At 73.4% G+C, this 16,016-nt stretch carries 17 protein-coding genes; 10 read left to right on the top strand and 7 right to left on the bottom strand.

Features of this window, described 5'->3' with window-relative positions; all coding sequences use genetic code 11:
- Positions 1 to 108 precede the first annotated feature (108 nt).
- Positions 109 to 651: a UTRA domain-containing protein gene (locus ABZ898_RS09005; protein WP_361654577.1), complete on the top strand. Its 543-nt coding sequence runs from the start codon at positions 109 to 111 to the stop codon at positions 649 to 651.
- Here the strand turns inward: ABZ898_RS09005 and ABZ898_RS09000 are convergent.
- The 3 genes from ABZ898_RS09000 to ABZ898_RS08990 form a co-directional block, all read right to left on the bottom strand.
- The gene (locus tag ABZ898_RS09000) at positions 630 to 2,072 is read right to left on the bottom strand and encodes an FAD-dependent monooxygenase (RefSeq protein WP_361654574.1); all 1,443 of its coding nucleotides are present in this window, start codon (positions 2,070 to 2,072) and stop codon (positions 630 to 632) included. The genes ABZ898_RS09005 and ABZ898_RS09000 overlap by 22 nt on opposite strands.
- Before the next feature lie 115 nt (positions 2,073 to 2,187).
- On the bottom strand, positions 2,188 to 2,433 hold the full coding sequence (locus tag ABZ898_RS08995; protein ID WP_361654572.1) for a hypothetical protein: 246 nt from the start codon (positions 2,431 to 2,433) through the stop codon (positions 2,188 to 2,190).
- Between the two features lie 48 nt (positions 2,434 to 2,481).
- The gene (locus ABZ898_RS08990) at positions 2,482 to 3,066 is read right to left on the bottom strand and encodes a TetR/AcrR family transcriptional regulator (protein ID WP_361654569.1); all 585 of its coding nucleotides are present in this window, start codon (positions 3,064 to 3,066) and stop codon (positions 2,482 to 2,484) included.
- A 116-nt stretch (positions 3,067 to 3,182) separates the two neighbouring features.
- Here ABZ898_RS08990 and ABZ898_RS08985 point away from each other — a divergent pair, with 116 nt between their 5' ends.
- Positions 3,183 to 3,782 (top strand): hypothetical protein, encoded by a 600-nt coding sequence (locus ABZ898_RS08985; protein ID WP_361654566.1) that lies wholly within the window; start codon positions 3,183 to 3,185, stop codon positions 3,780 to 3,782.
- Positions 3,783 to 3,787: 5 nt separating this feature from the next.
- On the opposite strand, the gene malQ is transcribed toward ABZ898_RS08985, so the two are convergent.
- Together malQ and ABZ898_RS08975 are read right to left on the bottom strand one after the other, a co-directional pair.
- Positions 3,788 to 5,905 carry a 4-alpha-glucanotransferase gene (malQ, locus tag ABZ898_RS08980; protein WP_361654563.1) on the bottom strand — a complete coding sequence of 706 codons (2,118 nt, stop codon included), beginning with the start codon at positions 5,903 to 5,905 and terminating at the stop codon, positions 3,788 to 3,790.
- Entirely contained in the window at positions 5,906 to 6,118 is a 213-nt protein-coding gene (locus ABZ898_RS08975) for a hypothetical protein (protein ID WP_361654720.1), read from the bottom strand.
- Positions 6,119 to 6,539: 421 nt separating this feature from the next.
- Between ABZ898_RS08975 and ABZ898_RS08970 the strand changes: the two genes are divergently transcribed.
- The 4 genes from ABZ898_RS08970 to ABZ898_RS08955 all read left to right on the top strand — a co-directional run bounded on the left by ABZ898_RS08970 (position 6,540) and on the right by ABZ898_RS08955 (position 9,627).
- Positions 6,540 to 6,962 (top strand): hypothetical protein, encoded by a 423-nt coding sequence (locus ABZ898_RS08970; RefSeq protein WP_361654560.1) that lies wholly within the window; start codon positions 6,540 to 6,542, stop codon positions 6,960 to 6,962.
- Positions 6,963 to 7,343: 381 nt separating this feature from the next.
- Positions 7,344 to 8,312, top strand: coding sequence for a hypothetical protein (locus ABZ898_RS08965; RefSeq protein WP_361654557.1), 969 nt, complete (start codon positions 7,344 to 7,346; stop codon positions 8,310 to 8,312).
- Complete coding sequence (locus tag ABZ898_RS08960) at positions 8,267 to 8,887, top strand: hypothetical protein (protein WP_361654554.1); 621 nt, start codon at positions 8,267 to 8,269, stop codon at positions 8,885 to 8,887. Before ABZ898_RS08965 ends, ABZ898_RS08960 begins: the two co-directional genes overlap by 46 nt.
- Positions 8,884 to 9,627, top strand: a complete 744-nt coding sequence (locus tag ABZ898_RS08955; protein ID WP_361654551.1) for an ATP-binding cassette domain-containing protein — start codon at positions 8,884 to 8,886, stop codon at positions 9,625 to 9,627. The genes ABZ898_RS08960 and ABZ898_RS08955 overlap by 4 nt, the downstream gene beginning before the upstream one ends.
- A 44-nt stretch (positions 9,628 to 9,671) precedes the next feature.
- Here ABZ898_RS08955 and ABZ898_RS08950 read toward each other — a convergent pair whose 3' ends face one another.
- Complete coding sequence (locus ABZ898_RS08950; RefSeq protein WP_361654548.1) at positions 9,672 to 10,208, bottom strand: HNH endonuclease; 537 nt, start codon at positions 10,206 to 10,208, stop codon at positions 9,672 to 9,674.
- Between the two features lie 305 nt (positions 10,209 to 10,513).
- On the opposite strand from ABZ898_RS08950, the gene ABZ898_RS08945 reads away from it, so the two are divergent.
- From ABZ898_RS08945 to ABZ898_RS08935, 3 genes are all read left to right on the top strand, one after another.
- A complete protein-coding gene (locus ABZ898_RS08945) occupies positions 10,514 to 11,608 on the top strand; it encodes a mechanosensitive ion channel family protein (RefSeq protein WP_361654545.1) in 1,095 nt (364 codons plus the stop codon).
- Between the two features lie 118 nt (positions 11,609 to 11,726).
- Entirely contained in the window at positions 11,727 to 12,992 is a 1,266-nt protein-coding gene (locus tag ABZ898_RS08940) for a 6-phospho-beta-glucosidase (RefSeq protein ID WP_361654542.1), read from the top strand.
- The gene (locus ABZ898_RS08935; RefSeq protein WP_361654539.1) at positions 12,983 to 13,975 is read left to right on the top strand and encodes a BadF/BadG/BcrA/BcrD ATPase family protein; all 993 of its coding nucleotides are present in this window, start codon (positions 12,983 to 12,985) and stop codon (positions 13,973 to 13,975) included. Before ABZ898_RS08940 ends, ABZ898_RS08935 begins: the two co-directional genes overlap by 10 nt.
- Here ABZ898_RS08935 and ABZ898_RS08930 read toward each other — a convergent pair.
- Entirely contained in the window at positions 13,953 to 14,369 is a 417-nt protein-coding gene (locus ABZ898_RS08930) for an SMI1/KNR4 family protein (protein ID WP_361654536.1), read from the bottom strand. The genes ABZ898_RS08935 and ABZ898_RS08930 overlap by 23 nt on opposite strands.
- A 320-nt stretch (positions 14,370 to 14,689) precedes the next feature.
- On the opposite strand from ABZ898_RS08930, the gene ABZ898_RS08925 reads away from it, so the two are divergent.
- Positions 14,690 to 16,006 carry a hypothetical protein gene (locus ABZ898_RS08925; RefSeq protein WP_361654533.1) on the top strand — a complete coding sequence of 439 codons (1,317 nt, stop codon included), beginning with the start codon at positions 14,690 to 14,692 and terminating at the stop codon, positions 16,004 to 16,006.
- The last annotated feature ends 10 nt before the right edge of the window (positions 16,007 to 16,016 follow it).

Genomic DNA, 16,016 nt, shown 5'->3' with positions numbered 1-16,016 from the left:
CCCGGCACAGTGCCGGGCGCCCCTTCGCCGTCAGGCCGGCCACTCCTCCGGCAGAGCCGGACGGGTCGCCTGACGTGTGGTCCGGAGAGCCCGAATGAGGAGGACGCCGTGAGTGAGAGCAAGTGGGTCAGTGCCTCGATGCCGTATCTGACGCCGCGAGAGCGGGGGCAGACCGACGCGTGGGGCGCGGAGGCGGCTGCGCACGGCGGGAAGGGCAGCCAGCGGATCGTCCACGCCGGCGAGGTTCCCGCATCGGACGAGGTCGCCGCTCTGCTGGGAGTGGCCGCCGGAGAGGCGGTCGTGGTCCGCCGCCGGATCATCGAACTGGACGGTGTGCCAGTCGAGTTGACCGACACCTATTACCCGGCCGCCATCGCGCGGGGCACCCGTCTCGCCGAGCGGGGCAAGATCCCCGGCGGGGCGGTGACGCTGCTCGCCGAACTCGGCCATCGCGGCGTCCGTGCGCGCGAGGACGTGACGGCCCGGGCGCCCGGCCCGGAGGAGCCCGAGGCCCTGCGGCTGGAGATCGGCGAGCCCGTCCTGCGATTGAGCAGGGTCACCTTCGACGACGCCGACCAGCCCATCCAGGCCGACTTGATCGTGATGCCCGCCCATCGCCAGCAGCTTCGCTACGAGATCCGGATCGGATGACCTGGTCGAGGCGGCCCCGCATGGACGAGCAGGGCCTGTTCCAGTGATGTCGGGGACGGGGACTTCGCCGACCAGGCGATGTGGCCGTCGGGGCGGATCAGGAGGGTGGTCGGGCCGGGCCATTCGGATGCCGTGAGGTGGGGGCGGCCCGGGTTCTCGTAGGGGGTCTGGGTCAGGAGGACGAAGCCGCCCGGGCGCAGGGCCTCGTAGAGGCGGGTGCCGCCCGGCAGGGGGATGTCCGGGGCCCGTCTGCCCGTCAGGCCGTGGCCGTAGTGATAGCCCAGGCCCGTCACCTGGCGCATCGCCTTGCGGCGGAGGGCGGGGACGTGGGTCACCAGGGCCGTCGCGGCGGACCTCAGCGCCCTGGTCCACGGCCGGTCGGCCATCGCCAGGCGGATCAGGGTGCCGCTGCTGCGCAGGACCGTACGGCCCACGGGGTGGCGTTCGGTGTCGTACGTGTCCAGGAGGGACGGGGCCGCGCGGCCGCTCAGGACCGCCGCCAGTTTCCAGCTCAGGTTGGCCGCGTCCTGGAGGCCGGTGTTCATGCCCTGGCCGCCCGCCGGGGAGTGGACGTGGGCCGCGTCGCCGGCCAGGAAGACCCGGCCCGCGCGGTACGTCGGCGCCTGGCGTTCGTCGCTGTGGAAGCGGGACAGCCAGCGCGGGTCGTGCATGCCGTGGTCCCGGCCGAGGGCGAGGCGGACGATGTCCTTGATCTCGGCCAGGTCCAGCGGCGCGTCGTCGGGGACGTCGTGCGCGCGGTGCCAGCCGACCACCCGGTGGTAGCCGTCGCCGAAGGGCACGAGCAGGGCGAAGGCGTCCCCCACCGTGCCGGCGGTGAGCAGAGCGGGCGGGTCCTCGGCGAGCCGTACGTCCGCGAGGACCACGGACCGGATGACCGACCGCCCGGGGAAGGGCAGCCCCACCGCCTCCCGTACGGCGCTGCGCATCCCGTCCGCACCGACCACGTACGCGGCCCGCAGCGGCTCGGTACCCCGCGCCCGTACGGTGACGCCGGTCGCGTCCTGGGTCAGTCCGGTCACCTCTGTGTCGTACCGGAACTCGGCGCCGGCGTCCCGCGCGCGGCGCTCCAGCACGCGTTCGACCTCGTACTGCGGGATCACCAGGACGTGCGGGAAACGGGTGGGCAGGCCGGAGAGGTCGAGGGTGAGGCCGTCGAAGAGGCCGAGCCGGGTCAGCGGGTGGCCGAGGGCCTCCAGCTCGTCGGCGAGGCCCCGCATGTCGAACTGCTCCAGCGTGCGCGCGTGCAGGGCGAAGGCGCGGGTGAGGTTGCTGATGCCGCGCGGCCGTTTCTCCAGCACGGTGACCGGGATTCCGGCCTCGGCGAGGTCACCGGCGAGCAGCAGTCCGGTGGGGCCGCAGCCCACGACGACGACGCGGTCGGTACCGGTGGTGCCTGCCATCTGCGGCTCCTCGGTGGCACGTTGCCGGAGAAACACGCCAGGGCGCCGTCCGGGCCCGCGCGACGCCGTGCGTGCGCGGGCGGACCGGCGCCCTAGGTCGTGACGAAGGCGTCCGTCAGCTCTTCGAGGCGGACGAGGACGGCCGCGACTTGTCCAGCACCATCACCAGACCGGTGATGACGACGAACAGGCCCAGCGGGATCAGCACGTACAGGCCGATGGTCTCCCAGGCGGAGAGACCGGTACCGGGGTCGTCACCGTCGTCGCGGGTGAGCGCGAGCGCGGGGGACGACATGAGCAGCATCATCAGCGTCGTGCCGGCCGCCAGGGCTCCGGCGCGCAGGGCGTTCTTCTTGTCCACGTTCCCCAAGTTAGCGAACCACCGCACCGGCCGCGCGTCCGGGGTGCCCTACGCGGGGCCGGTGCGCAGGATGCCCTCGACGCCGTCCAGGAGCGTTTCGCCGATCAGCGCGGGGTCGGAGAGGCAGCCGGCCGCCATGGCTCCGTCCCGGAGCATGACGAAGTGCCGGCCCGCCGCGTCGGCGGGAGAGCACCCGGCGTCCGCCATCAGCTCCGTGGCGGTCCGCAGGAACCACTGCCGGTGGGCGAGCACGGCCCGGTGGACGGGATGCTCCGGGTCGGGATACTCGGCCGCCGCGTTCAGGAAGGCGCAGCCGCGGAAGCCGGGCGACTGGATGCCGTCGGCGATGGAGCGGCCCACCGCCCGGACCGTGTCGGCCGCGGGCAGCCCCTGGGCCCGGACGGCGGCGATCTGCGCCCGGATGCCGTGGTCGGCCTGCTGGAGGTAGGCGAGGATCAGCTCCTCCTTGCCCTTGAAGTGCCGGTACAGCGTGGCGCGGGTGACCTGGGCCTCGGCGATGATCCGGTCCACCCCGACCGAGTGGATGCCCTCGGCGTAGAAGATCCGGGTCGCCGTGCCGAGGAGACGCGCCCGCGCCTCGGAGGTGCTCCCGCTCGCTGTGCCGGTACTCATGGCAGCCACGGTAGCAGTCGGCGAGGGAGAACGTTCGGTCTTGACAGGCGCGACCGGGGTTCGTTGAATGAGAGGGGAGACCGAACGTTCTCCCTCTCTCGCCGAAAGGGCACCCCATGGACTCGTCCGTCGCCGCCCGCACCTCCACCCCGCCCCCCGCCTCCGGCCCTACGGCCCGGCTGCGCCGCCTGTACTACCTGCGCTTCGCGTTCGCCGCGGCATGGGCCGGCCTGCTCCTCGCCTCCGCCCACACGCTGAACCCCCTCAGCGCGACGCTGCTGGTGGTCTACCCCCTGTTCGACGTGGGGTGCGCCGTCGCCGACGCCAGGTCCGCCCGGGCGGAGCGCGGGCCTGTGCGCGGCCTCCGCGTGAACATCGCGCTCAGCTCCCTGGCCTGCGCGGGGCTGGTCGCCGCCGCCGCGTCCGGCATCCCGGCCGTCCTCAGGGTCTGGGGCGCGTGGGCCGTCACGGCGGGACTGGTGCAGCTCGCCGTCGGCGTCCAGCGGCGCGGGATGCCGGGGCAGTGGCCGATGATCGCCAGCGGGGCCATCTCCGTCCTGGCCGGCGCGTCCTTCGCGGCCCAGGCGGGCAGGGCCGACGCCACCCTGGGCTCGCTGGCGGGCTACGCCTTCCTCGGCGGGGTCTTCTTCCTTCTCTCCGCACTCCGCCTGGGACGAGCCGGCAACACCCGGCCCGCCCAGGGCGACACCCCCTAGTGGCCCTAACCCCCGCTGTGCTCCAGCCCCGCCCGGACCGCCGCGAGCAGCGCCCGCAGCCTCGGTGACGAGGTCAGCTCCTCCAGCGGGACCGGCCGGCCCTGCGGGTCGGCCACCGGCAGGCGCCAGTTGGGGTACTGGTCCCAGGTGCCGGGGACGTTCTGCGGACGCCGGTCACCGATGCCGTCCGGGAGCCAGACACCGACCAGGCGGGCCGGGGTGCGCAGCAGGAAACGGTGGAAGCCCTGGATCTCGGCCTCCTCGTCGGAGCCGGGCGGTCCGGCGGCGGGGCTGTCGAGCAGGCCGAGACTGCCCAGCAGGGCGAGCCATTCGGCGGTGTCCGCGACCGCGTCCGCCCGCTCGTCGGCGCCGGACCTGACGAGCAGGCCGAGCTTCTCGCGCAGGTCGACGTGCTCGCCGGTGAGCCGGGCGGCGGTGGGCGGCAGGTCGTGGGTGGTCGCGGTGGCCAGGCAGTCCGCGCGCCAGCTCTCCGGGGGCAGCGGACGTCCGTCGCCGGTCCAGTCCCGCTCGAACCACAGCACGGAGGTGCCCAGCACCCCGTGCCGCTGGAGCGTCTCGCGCACCCCGGGCTCCACGGTGCCCAGGTCCTCCCCGATCACCAGCGCACCCGCGCGGGACGCCTCCAGCGCGAGCAGGGCGAGCATCGCCTCGGCGTCGTAGCGGACGTAGGTGCCCTCGGTGGGCGGGCTGCCCTCGGGGACCCACCAGAGCCGGAACAGGCCCATGACGTGGTCGATGCGCAGCGCTCCCGCGTAGCGGAACAGGGCGCGCAGCAGGTGACGGTAGGGGGCGTGGCCGGACTCCGCGAGACGGTCGGGGCGCCAGGGCGGCAGGCCCCAGTCCTGGCCGCGCGCGTTGAAGGCGTCCGGCGGGGCGCCGACCGAGGTCCCGGCGGCGAAGTGGTCCTGCTGGGCCCAGGCGTCGGCGCCGACCGGATGCACCCCGACCGCGAGGTCGTGCACGAGCCCGATCGGCATACCGGCCTCCTCCGCGGCCCGCTGGGCGGCGCGGAGCTGGCCGTCGGTGAGCCAGGCGAGCCGGGTGTGGAACTCGACCCGGTCGGCGAGGCGGGCGCGGGCCCGCGCGGTGTCCGCGGAGCGGGGGTCGCGCAGCGGCCCGGGCCAGCTCCGCCAGTCGGGGCCGTGCTCCTCGGCGAGGGCGTACCAGGTGGCGTGGTCCTCCAGCGCCTGGCCCTCCTCGGCGCGGTAGGCGTCGTACGCCGCCTGCCGCCCCGGTCCGAGCGGGACCCGTACGACCTGCTCCAGCGCCTCGCGCTTCAGCTCCCACACCGCGTCCCGGTCGATGTGGGCGCCCTTGTCGAGCACGTCGGCGCGCAGCCGCTCGGCCCGCTCGCGCAGCCGGGGGGAGGGTTCGGTGTAGGCGTACTCCGGGACGTTCTCGACGCGCAGGTGCACCGGGTCGGGGAAGCGGCGGGAGGAGGGACGGTAGGGGGAGGGGTCGGTGGGTGCCCCGGGTACGGCCGCGTGCAACGGGTTGACCTGGACGAACCCGGCGCCGTGCGCGCGCCCGGCCCAGGCGGCCAGCTCGGCGAGGTCACCGAGGTCGCCCATGCCCCAGGAGCGGTGGGAGAGCACGGAGTACAGCTGGGCGAGGAGGCCGTAGGAGCGGCCGGCGGGGGCGGGGAGGCGCTCGGGGGCGACGATGAGGTGCGCGTGGCCGGTGCGTCCGTCGGGGGCGGTGACGGTGACGTGGTGGACGCCGGTGGGCAGGCCCTCGACGCCGGTACGGAGCTCGCCCTGCTCGGTGTCGATCCGCACCTCGGTGCCGGGCGGCAGGACGTCGAAGGGGTCGGGGGTGCCGACGGGTGTCTCCGGGCCGGGGGCCGTGGGCGCGGCGGGCAGGCCGGTCCAGCGGACCACTGTGGGCGGCAGCAGCCGGTCCCGCAGCTCGCGCTCCCGCTCGGCGAGAGCGGCGCGGACGGCGTCCGGGGTGCTCGCGTCGACGTCCAGGGCGGCCAGGGCGGCGATCACGGCGGCGGCGGGCACCGCGACCGTGACGTCCGGGGAGGGGCTGTAGGAGGTGGCGACGCCGTGCAGCTCAGCGAGCGCGCGCAGCTCCTCGTCGTCGAGCGCCGCGGCCATCTAGTCGGCCGGACCGAAGCGGACCGGGACGGGGTCGGGGTCGCCGGTGAGCGGCGCGAGGTCGGCGAGCGGGGGCTCGCTGGTCAGCGGTTCGGCGCCGGGCAGCGGCGGCTCGCTGGTCAGCGGCGCCTCCACGCAGGCGCTCTCCGCGCTGAACGCGCAGTCGGCGAGGTCGCCGGGGGTCTCCGCCTCGGGTTTCCACTGGGCGGGCAGAACGAGGTGAGCGGCCACGGGGGCCTCCTTGGTCGAGTCGGCATCGTGCGGATTACCGCAGCCCTACCCAGTGCGCGCGACGGCAGACATGGCCGTGACGAACCGCACGGTACTGATCACACTCCGCGAGCATACGGCGACGGCGGGCCGCACGCCCGGGGCCGCCACGTCGCACATCCTGGCGAATTGCCACCATTTACCACCCTCAGGCCAACGATCATGAACAATCGGTCGCCATTTCGTTCATAAGCGACATCGAAAATGTGTGATCGATCAAAAATGGTTGCCCGCCCTTGAACGGCGCTGCTAGATTTCGTCCGCTCGGGCAAAAGCCTCGGCACACGGGGGAGGAAAAAAGTGTGGGGGAGAATTATCTGCTTCACGAGTACCCACCTCCGTATTTCACAGGGGAAGAGGGAAAATGAAGCGTAGCGCACGCATTTCCATGGTCGCCGGAACCGCCGCCGTGATCACGCTCGCACTGGCACCCATCGCCGAGGCCAACTGGTCCAGCTCCATCACGGCCGCGAGCGTGGGCTTCGAGTCCCGTCGCTGGTCGGACGAGCTGTACTCGCAGATCACCTTCCACAACTGCGTCACCGACGGCTCGAAGAGCACCGACGTGCAGATATGGAACGACATCTCGCTGCAGCCGGACGAGTCCTACGACAACAAGACGTTCACCGCCTGCTTCAACGGCAGCGTCAGCAACGGCGAATGGACGGACCTGCCCTCCGGCAAGCGCGACTACTACTTCCAGATCATGAAGATCGGCGGCTCGACCTTCGGTCCGCAGCTGACCGTCGGTTCGCTCACCGTGGACACCACCAAGGCCGACGGCTGACATTCTCACCTTTGGGGGTGCCCCGCCGGGGCGCCCCCGTCTCCCCCACACGCGGTTCAGTGAGATTCCATGAAATTCAGCACCAGCCTGCGCAGCGGTAGTGTGCGATGGGCCGGCCCGGCCGTCGTCCTGTTGGCACTGCTCTATTACGTGGTGGGAGAATCTACCCCGCCCTCCGGCTTCTACCATTACGCCCCCAGCATTGTCGCGGAGCCACTGAAAACCCTTTATGCCCTGGCTTACGCGTCGGCAGCGGCGCTTTCCTGCTGGGAAAGCGGGCGCCTGCGCGAGGCGCGCGTATGGTCACTGGCTCCGGCGCGCACCAGATACCGCATCGCGGCGAACGCCCTCGCACCCGTCATAGCCCTTTCGTGGCTCGTCGTGCTGGTGCCCCCGGCGGTCTCCCTGGCCCGTTCCGCGACGATGCCGACCCCCGGCAGCCTGCTGCTGCCGCTCGCGGCGCTGGTGCTGTGCGTGGCGCACGCCGTCCTCGGCTTCGCGGTGGGGTGTGTGCTCCCCCGCCTCATCGCCACCCCGATCCTGGCCGTCGCCGACTGGATCGTCGTCGCCTTCACCCGCTCCGTGCTGCCGTACTGGCCCCGCCACGTCTCGGGACAGTTCGGCAGCATCGGCTACGGCGAGGTGCCCGACCTGGTCACCGCCGCGGTCCCGGTGCTGCTGGCGGGCGGCATCGCCCTGGGTCTGATGACACTCTGGCTGCCCCTGGGGTGGCGGGTGCTGCGGGTCGCGGTCGCGGCCGCGATCGCCGTGGGCTCGGTCCTCGGCGCCTACCGGACGGCCGTGAACTGGTCGGCCACCCCGCCGCTGACCGGCGGGAACGTGGCCATGGTGTGCGAGGGAACCGCCCCGCGGATGTGCGTGCCGGAGATCAACGCCGACCGCCTCCCGCAGGTCCAGCGGGACACCGCCGAGGCACTGCGGACGCTGCGCGCCTCCGGGGCGACCGCGGCGGACCCCGAGCTGATCACCGACAGCTACGCCGACGGCCGCCGCCAGCGGAAGTCCACCGACACCGAGTGGCGCATGGTCCTGATGAACCCGGTGCGCGACGGCACCGCGGTGTACCAGATCGTCATACGGTCCCTGCACTTCCGCTGCCAGAACGTCGACGCGGTCTCCGCGCACTCGGCCTGGCTGTGGGCGGCGATGAAGACGGGCCAGGAGGACGTCTACAACAAGCGCCGGGAGCTGGAGGGGCGCGACCCGGTGGCCGTGAAGCTGGAGCGGCAGGTGCGCCAGGACGTCGGCCGGGTCCGCGACGAGCCGGCGGCCGAGCAGACCAGGTGGATCAAGCGGACGCTCGCGTCCTGCCCGGCGAGGTCGTCGTGAGGTGGTGGTTCAAGGCCCGCAAGGGCCACGCGCTGCTGCCGCTCGCGCTGGTCCTCTTCGCGGGGGGCCTGATCGCGGTGCAGGACACCTCGGTGCTGCTGCCCTCGCTCACCGGGGCGCCCCGCGTGGCGCTGTCCCTGTTCGTGCCGGTGCCGCTGCTGGCCTGCCTGATGGCCGTCCTGGAGTCGCGGCTGCCCGCGGCGGAGGTCTCCGGCGTCCGGCCGATGACCCGGCTCGACAACCTCCTCGTGACCTCCGTCGCCGCCCTGGCGGTGCTCTGCGCGGTGCTCGTCGCCCCCCTGAACGGGACGTCCACCGCCGTGTCCTGCGGCCGCAACGCGGTGTTCCTCACCGGGCTGATGCTGCTCGGCCGGGCCTGGGCCGGGCAGACCGCAGTGATGATCCCCGTGGGGTGGCTCGTCACCGTGGTCGTCGTCGGGTTCCGCGGGAACGTGCCCCATCTCTGGACCGTCATCGCGCTCCCCGCGGACAACGTGTTCGCGGCTCTCGCGTCCCTGACCGTCTTCGCCGCCGGCCTTGCCGCCCAGATCCGTTCGTCGAGGAAAACAGCGTGACACTCGAAATCGACCACTGCACCTACGGCTACCGGCGCTGGAAGCCGCCCGTGCTGCGCGACTTCTCCTACGCCCTCCCCGACGGCCTCACCGTGCTGCTCGGCCCCAACGGCGCCGGCAAGTCGACCCTGCTGAAGCTCGCCGCCTCGGTGACCAGGCCGCAGCGGGGCCGGGTGACGCTGGACGGTGCCCCGGCCGGCACCGCCGCCTACCGGCGGTCGGTGGCGTGGATGCCGCAGGACATCGTGCCGATGCCCACGCTCACCGCGCGGGAGTACGTCGCCTACATCGGCTGGCTCAAGGGCATGAACCGCGCCGATGCCTGGCAGCAGTCCCGCCGGGCCCTGGGGCGGGTGAACCTGGCCGACCAGGCGGGGGCCCGCACCAGCACCCTCTCCGGCGGCCAGCTGCGCCGGGTCGGTGTCGCCGGAGCGCTGGTCCACGGGGCGCGCGTGCTCCTGCTGGACGAGCCCACCGCGGGCATGGACCCGTACCAGCGCCGGGTCTTCCGGGACATCCTGCGGGGTCTCACCGAGGACGTGCGGGTGCTGCTGTCCACGCACGACGTGGCCGACCTCGCGGAGGAGGCGGACCACGTCACCGTCATGTACGGGGGCAGCGTGCTGCACCACGGCGACACCGGCAGCTTCCTGACCCACACCCCGCCCGGCACCCTGGAGGGCCGCGCCGCCGAGGCCGCGTACACCGCCCTGCTCACCAGCCGGGGCGTCACCGCCTGACCTGGCCGGTTCCGCCGCCGGGCCCTGCCGGCGGCGGACGCCCCTCAGGCCGAGATCCCGTCGATCCGGGCCAGTGCCGCGTCCGCGCCGTAGGGCTGGAGGTAGGGGAGCCAGCGCGGGTCCCGGTGGCCGGTGCCGATGATGCGCCAGGCCAGGCCGGTGGGCGGGGCCGGCTGGTGGCGCAGGCGCCAGCCCAGTTCGACCAGGTGCCGGTCGGCCTTGACGTGGTTGCAGCGGCGGCAGGAGGCCACGACGTTGTCCCAGACGTGCTTGCCCCCGCGTGAGCGCGGGACGACGTGGTCGACGCTGGTCGCGACGCCGCCGCAGTACGCGCACCGGCCCCCGTCCCGCGCGAACAGCGCCCGCCGGGTGAGAGGAACGGGCCCCCGGTAGGGAACCCGCACGAAACGCTTGAGCCGGACCACGCTGGGTGCGGGGACTGTGACGGACGCGCTGTGCAGATAGGCGCCGGATTCCTCGAGGGAGACGGCCTTGTTCTCCAGGACGAGGACGAGCGCGCGGCGGAGCGGTACGACGCCGAGGGGCTCGTACGACGCGTTGAGGACCAGGACATGCGGCACGGGTGCCTCCTTGGGCGTCGGCGACGCGTGGCTCGCGCCGGGACGATCTGGTTCAGTCTCCCCTCATGCCTGGCCCCGGCGCCACCATGTGCCGGTAACGGGCTCGAAGTGTTTTCGACCACATGAGCGGCGCCTCCCGGTCAGCATGGCCTGTTCAGGCACGGGTGGGGCGGGCGGTCTGCCGTGAACGGGCGAGTGGGCGCGCGATGCCCCGTTAGTGTGGTGGTTCTGTCCGCCCGGTGACCTTTTCGTGATCTTCCCGCCACGCCGGAGCGGACCGCGCAGCACCACTGGAGGTACCCGCCGTGTCCCTGCCCGTCGCCCTACTGGCCGCCGGAGCGTCGCCGTCTCCCTCGCCCTCGGGCTCGGACCCGGCCGTGCCGTCGCTGCAGGACGCCCAGCAGAACGCGGCGAACGCGGCGAGCTGGGTGGAGCAGAACTGGTCGACCTGGCTGGCGATGGGCCTGCAGATCCTGCTCATCGTGATCATCGCCGTCGCGCTGCGCGCGGTGGTGCGCCGGGCCATCACCAAGCTGATCGAGCGCATGAACCGCACCGTGCAGGCGGTGGACCACACCGCGCTGGGCGGGCTGCTGGTCAACAACGAGCGGCGGCGCCAGCGCTCGGCGGCCATCGGCTCGGTCCTGCGGTCGGTTGCGTCCTTCGTCATCCTCGGCACCGCCGCGCTGATGGTGCTCTCCACCTTCAAGATCAACCTGGCTCCGCTGCTGGCGTCCGCCGGTGTGGCCGGCGTCGCGATCGGTTTCGGCGCCCGGAACCTGGTCACCGACTTCCTGTCCGGCGTCTTCATGATCATCGAGGACCAGTACGGCGTGGGCGACACCATCGACGCCGGGGTGGCCTCCGGCGAGGTGGTCGAGGTCGGCCTGCGCGTGACCAAGCTGCGCGGCGACAACGGCGAGATCTGGTACGTCCGCAACGGCGAGGTCAAGCGCATCGGCAACCTCTCCCAGGGCTGGGCCACGGCCAACGTGGACGTCACCGTCCGCGCCGGCGAGGACCTGGACAAGGTCAAGTCCGTGCTGGACGAGGTCGCCGAGAAGATGAGCAAGGAGGAGCCGTGGAACGAGCTGCTCTGGAGCCCCATCGAGGTGCTGGGCCTGGACAGCGTGCTCATCGACTCCATGGTCATCCGGGTCTCCGCCAAGACCATGCCGGGCAAGTCGGTGTCGGTCGAGCGCGAGCTGCGCTGGCGGATCAAGCGGGCCTTCGACAAGGCGAGCATCCCGATCGTCGGAGGTGCCACGGCCGTGGTCCCGGAGGACGAGACGGCGGACCCGTCGGCGTCGGTCGCCGCGCCCTCGGCGTTCAACAACGCCACCTCCCCGCAGACCCTCGCCACCGACCCGCTCACCACGGTCAAGCCGCCGGTGAAGTGACAGCCCCCGACGCGCCCCCGCACGCCTTCGCGTGCGGGGGCGCGCTTCGTTGACGGGATCTCCCGGCTGCGCCTAGGTTCTGCTGGCCCGAGGACCGTCGTACGCGAGGGAGTCGCCCGTGAGACTGACCGTGGTGGGTGGAGGTTCGACCTACACCCCGGAACTCGTCGACGGTTTCGCGCGGCTGCGGGACACGCTGCCGGTGACCGAGCTGGTGCTGGTGGACCCGGCGGCGGACCGGCTGGAGCTGGTGGGCGGCCTGGCCCGCCGGATCTTCGCCCGGCAGGGGCACGACGGCCGGATCGTCACCACCTCCGACCTGGACGCCGCCGTGGCGGGCGCGGACGCGGTGCTGCTCCAGCTCCGGGTGGGCGGGCAGGCGGCGCGCGAGCGGGACGAGACCTGGCCGCTGGAGTGCGGGTGCCTGGGCCAGGAGACGACCGGCGCGGGCGGCCTCGCCAAGGCGCTGCGCACGGTCCCGGTGGTGCTGGACATCGCCGAACGGGTCCGGCGGGCCAACCCGGACGCCTGGATCATCGACTTCACCAACCCCGTCGGCATCGTCACCCGCGCCCTGCTGAAGGAGGGGCACCGCGCGGTCGGCCTGTGCAACGTGGCGATCGGTCTCCAGCGGAAGTTCGCCGCGCTGCTCGGCACCGGGCCGGGCGAGGTCCACCTCGACCACGTCGGCCTGAACCACCTCACCTGGGAGACCGCCGTACGCCTCGGCGGGCCCGGCGGCGAGGACGTGCTCCCCCGGCTGCTCGCCGAGCACGGCGACGCGGTCGCCGCCGACCTCAGATTGCCGCGCCCGCTGCTGGACCGGCTGGGCGCGATCCCGTCGTACTACCTGCGCTATTACTACCTGCACGACGAGGTGGTGGGCGAGCAGCGCGTGAAGCCCTCGCGGGCGGCCGAGGTCGCGGCGCTGGAGCGGGAGCTGCTGGCGATGTACGCCGATCCGGCGCTGGACGAGAAGCCCGCGCTGCTGGCCCGGCGGGGCGGGGCCTTCTACTCCGAGGCGGCGGTGGACGTGGCCGCCGCGCTGCTGGGCGGCGGGGGCAGCCCGTACCAGGTGGTGAACACGGTCAACGGGGGCACGCTGCCGTTCCTGCCCGACGACGCGGTGATCGAGGTGCCCGCCGCGGTCGGCCCCGCCGGGGCGAAGCCGCTTCCGGTGCCGGGGGTCGACCCGCTGTTCGCGGGGCTGATGGCGAACGTGACGGCGTACGAGGAACTCGCGCTGGACGCGGCCCTGCGCGGCGGGCGGGACCGGGTGTTCCGGGCGCTGCTGGCGCACCCGCTGGTCGGGCAGTACGCGTACGCCGAGAAGCTCACCGATCTGCTCCTCTCCCACAACCGGGAGCACCTCGCGTGGGCCTGACCGGGACGGTCCTCGCCGTCGACGCGGGCAACAGCAAGACGGACGTGGCCGTGGTCGGCGCCGACGGCGAGGTGCGGGCGACGGCGCGCGGCGGCGGCTTCCGACCGCCGGCGGTGGGCGTGGACCGGGCGCTGGACGCGCTGGCGGTGCCGGTGGAGCGGGCGCTGGCCGAGGCGGGGGTGTCGCACGTCTCGCACGTCTCGGCCTGCCTAGCCAACGCCGATCTCCCGGTGGAGGAGGAGCGGTTGGCGGCGGCGGTGACCGCGCGGGCCTGGGGCGCGTCGGTGGCGGTGCGCAACGACACCTTCGCCGTCCTGCGCGCCGGGGTGGCCGAACCGCGCGGTGTGGCCGTGGTGTGCGGGGCCGGGATCAACTGCGCCGGCATGCGCCCCGACGGCCGTACGGCACGCTTCCCGGCGCTCGGCCGGCTCTCCGGCGACTGGGGCGGCGGCTGGGGTCTGGCCGAGGAGGCCCTGTGGCACGCGGCACGCGCGGAGGACGGCCGGGGCGCTCCGACGGAGCTGGCCCGCACCCTCCCGGCCCACTTCGGCCTGCCCACGACGGCGGCCCTGATCGAGTCCCTGCACCTGGGCCGTCTCGCCCCGGACCGCCGCCACGAACTGACCCCGGTCCTCTTCGCCACGGCGGCCGCCGGCGACCCGGTGGCCCGCTCCCTGGTCGACCGCCTGGCGGAGGAGGTGACCCTGATGGCCACGGTCGCCCTGACCCGCCTGGACCTCCTCACCGAGCCGACCCCGGTCCTGCTCGGCGGCAGCGTCCTGGCGGCGGGCCACCCCCGGCTCGACCAGGGCATCCGCACCCGCCTCGCGGCCCGGGCCCCGCTGGCGGAGCCCCGGTCGGTCACCGCTCCCCCGGTCCTGGGCGCGGCCCTGCTGGGCCTGGACCACCTGGACGCGACCCCCGAGGCCCTGGAGCGGACCCGCGAGCACTGGGAGGCGTCTACGGATCGAGCGCCCCGCTGACCGACCGCTCCAGGTAATCGGCGAGACTCCGCGCGACCCAGGTGCGGCTGTCGGTCTCGTGGTCCCAGACGAACACGTCGGGCCGGTCGACGCGGGCGAGAAGGGCGAAGAGGCCACCGCCGCCGGTCTCGCCGAAGAAGACCAGCGGGTCGAACGGCATGTACAGCTCGGCGAATTCGGTGCCGCCGCGCAGGGCCAGGTTCTCCGCCGCGATCCGCTCGGCGGACCAGACGAGTTCGGTGCCGTACTCGCCGGTGACGCCGTCGGCCGCCGCTAGCAGTCCGGTGAGGTCTGCGGGCAGCGGGTGCCCCAGCGCGGCGGCGCAGTCGGCGAGCGCCGTCTCGGAGGCGGGTGGCCCGGTGTCGGGCAGTGTCGCGATCAGTTCGGGCCACATGGCGGGGTCGTTTCTCCAAGTAAGGGCCGGTGGGGAACCGTTGGGGAATGGTACGGCGTGTTTCTGGACAGAGGGGGTAGAGCCCGCTTCCCTGCCTGATCCGATCAAGATGCGGTGAAGGCTGGTGCGAAGGGGGACGTGGGCGGCGATACTGGCGGCCAACGGATGACCATGGGGGAGGTCGGGTGACACAACCGCCGCAGAGCAGAGCCGGGTTGGCACCACCGGCCACCTCTGCCACCTCTGCCACCTCTGCCACCTCTGCCACCTCTGCCACCGCCACGATCCCCGCCCAGCGCGGGCCGTCCGGCGTACCCCCCGTGCGGCGCACCGCCTTCGCCGAGGGTGCCGAGCGGCTGCGTGCCGCCGCGACCACCGAGCCGGGGCGGCTGAGGGTGATCGGGGCCGTACTGGCCCTGGTGGTCGTCGCGTTCGGCGCCGTCACCGCCTGGCAGAGCGGCGAGCGGGCTACCGCCGCCGACGACGTGCTGACCCGCAGCCAGCCGCTGAGTTCGGGCGCGGCGGCGATCTACCGCTCGCTCGCCGACGCCAACACCGCGGCCTCCACCGGCTTTCTGGCGGGCCCGAGGGAGAGCGCCGCGAACCGCGAGCGGTACGAGGAGGACATCCGTACCGCCGCCTCCGGTCTGGTCCGCGCGGCCGCCGACACCGAGCCGGGCTCCCCCTCCGAGGCCACCGTCCGCAAGCTGAACCGGCTGCTGCCCGAGTACAAGGGCCTCATCGAGCGGGCCCGGGTCTACAACCGCCAGGGTTATCCGGTGGGCGGCGCCTATCTGCGCTACGCCAACGAGAAGATGCGCACGGAGATGCTCCCGGCCGCCCAGGACCTGTACACCAAGGAGAACCGGCGCCTGGACGCCGACTACGACGACGCCACCCCCTACCCCTGGGCGGCGATCGGGCTCGGCCTGCTCGCGCTGACCGCGCTGGGCCTGGCCCAGTACCGGGACTTCCGCCGCACCAACCGCGTCCTGAACCACGGTCTGGCCGCCGCCTCGGCCGCCACGGTGGTGGTGCTGCTGTGGCTGGTCGTCGGGCACACGGTCGCCCGCTCCGGCCTGTCCGACTCCTACACCCACGGCATCCGCTCGCTGAACGTGCTGCACAACGCCCAGATCGCCGCCCTGAAGGCGCGCGGGAACGAGAACCTGAGCCTGGTGGCGCGCGGGGCGGAGACCGTCGAGGTGAACGGCGCCAAGCAGGACGCGTACTACTACGCCTTCGACCGGGACCTGGCCACGCTGGGCGCCCGGCTCACCGAGGCCCGGCGGTTCGCCGACGACCGCGCGGGCGGCGAACCGGTCGGCTCGGCCCTGAAGGACACGGCCGAGTGGCGGCAGCGGCACCGCACGGCCCGCGACGAGGACGAGAAGGGCAACTACCAGCGGGCGCTGGACCTGGTGATCGGCGCCGACGGCACGACCGGCGCGTCCTTCGACGGCGTCGACCGCAGCCTGTCCCGTGCCCTCGGCCACGAGCAGGCGGAGTTCGACCGGGCCGCGACGGGCGGCCGGGACGCCATGACCGGGCTGCCCGAGGGCGCCGCCGTGCTCGGTGTGCTGGGCGCGGCGGGCGCGGTGTACGGCATCGGGCGCAGGCTTTCGGAGTACCGGTGACAGGGGGCCA

Source organism: Streptomyces sp. NPDC046860, from assembly GCF_040645115.1.
Taxonomy (GTDB): domain Bacteria; phylum Actinomycetota; class Actinomycetes; order Streptomycetales; family Streptomycetaceae; genus Streptomyces.
This window is presented reverse-complemented; position numbering and strand designations above follow the sequence as displayed.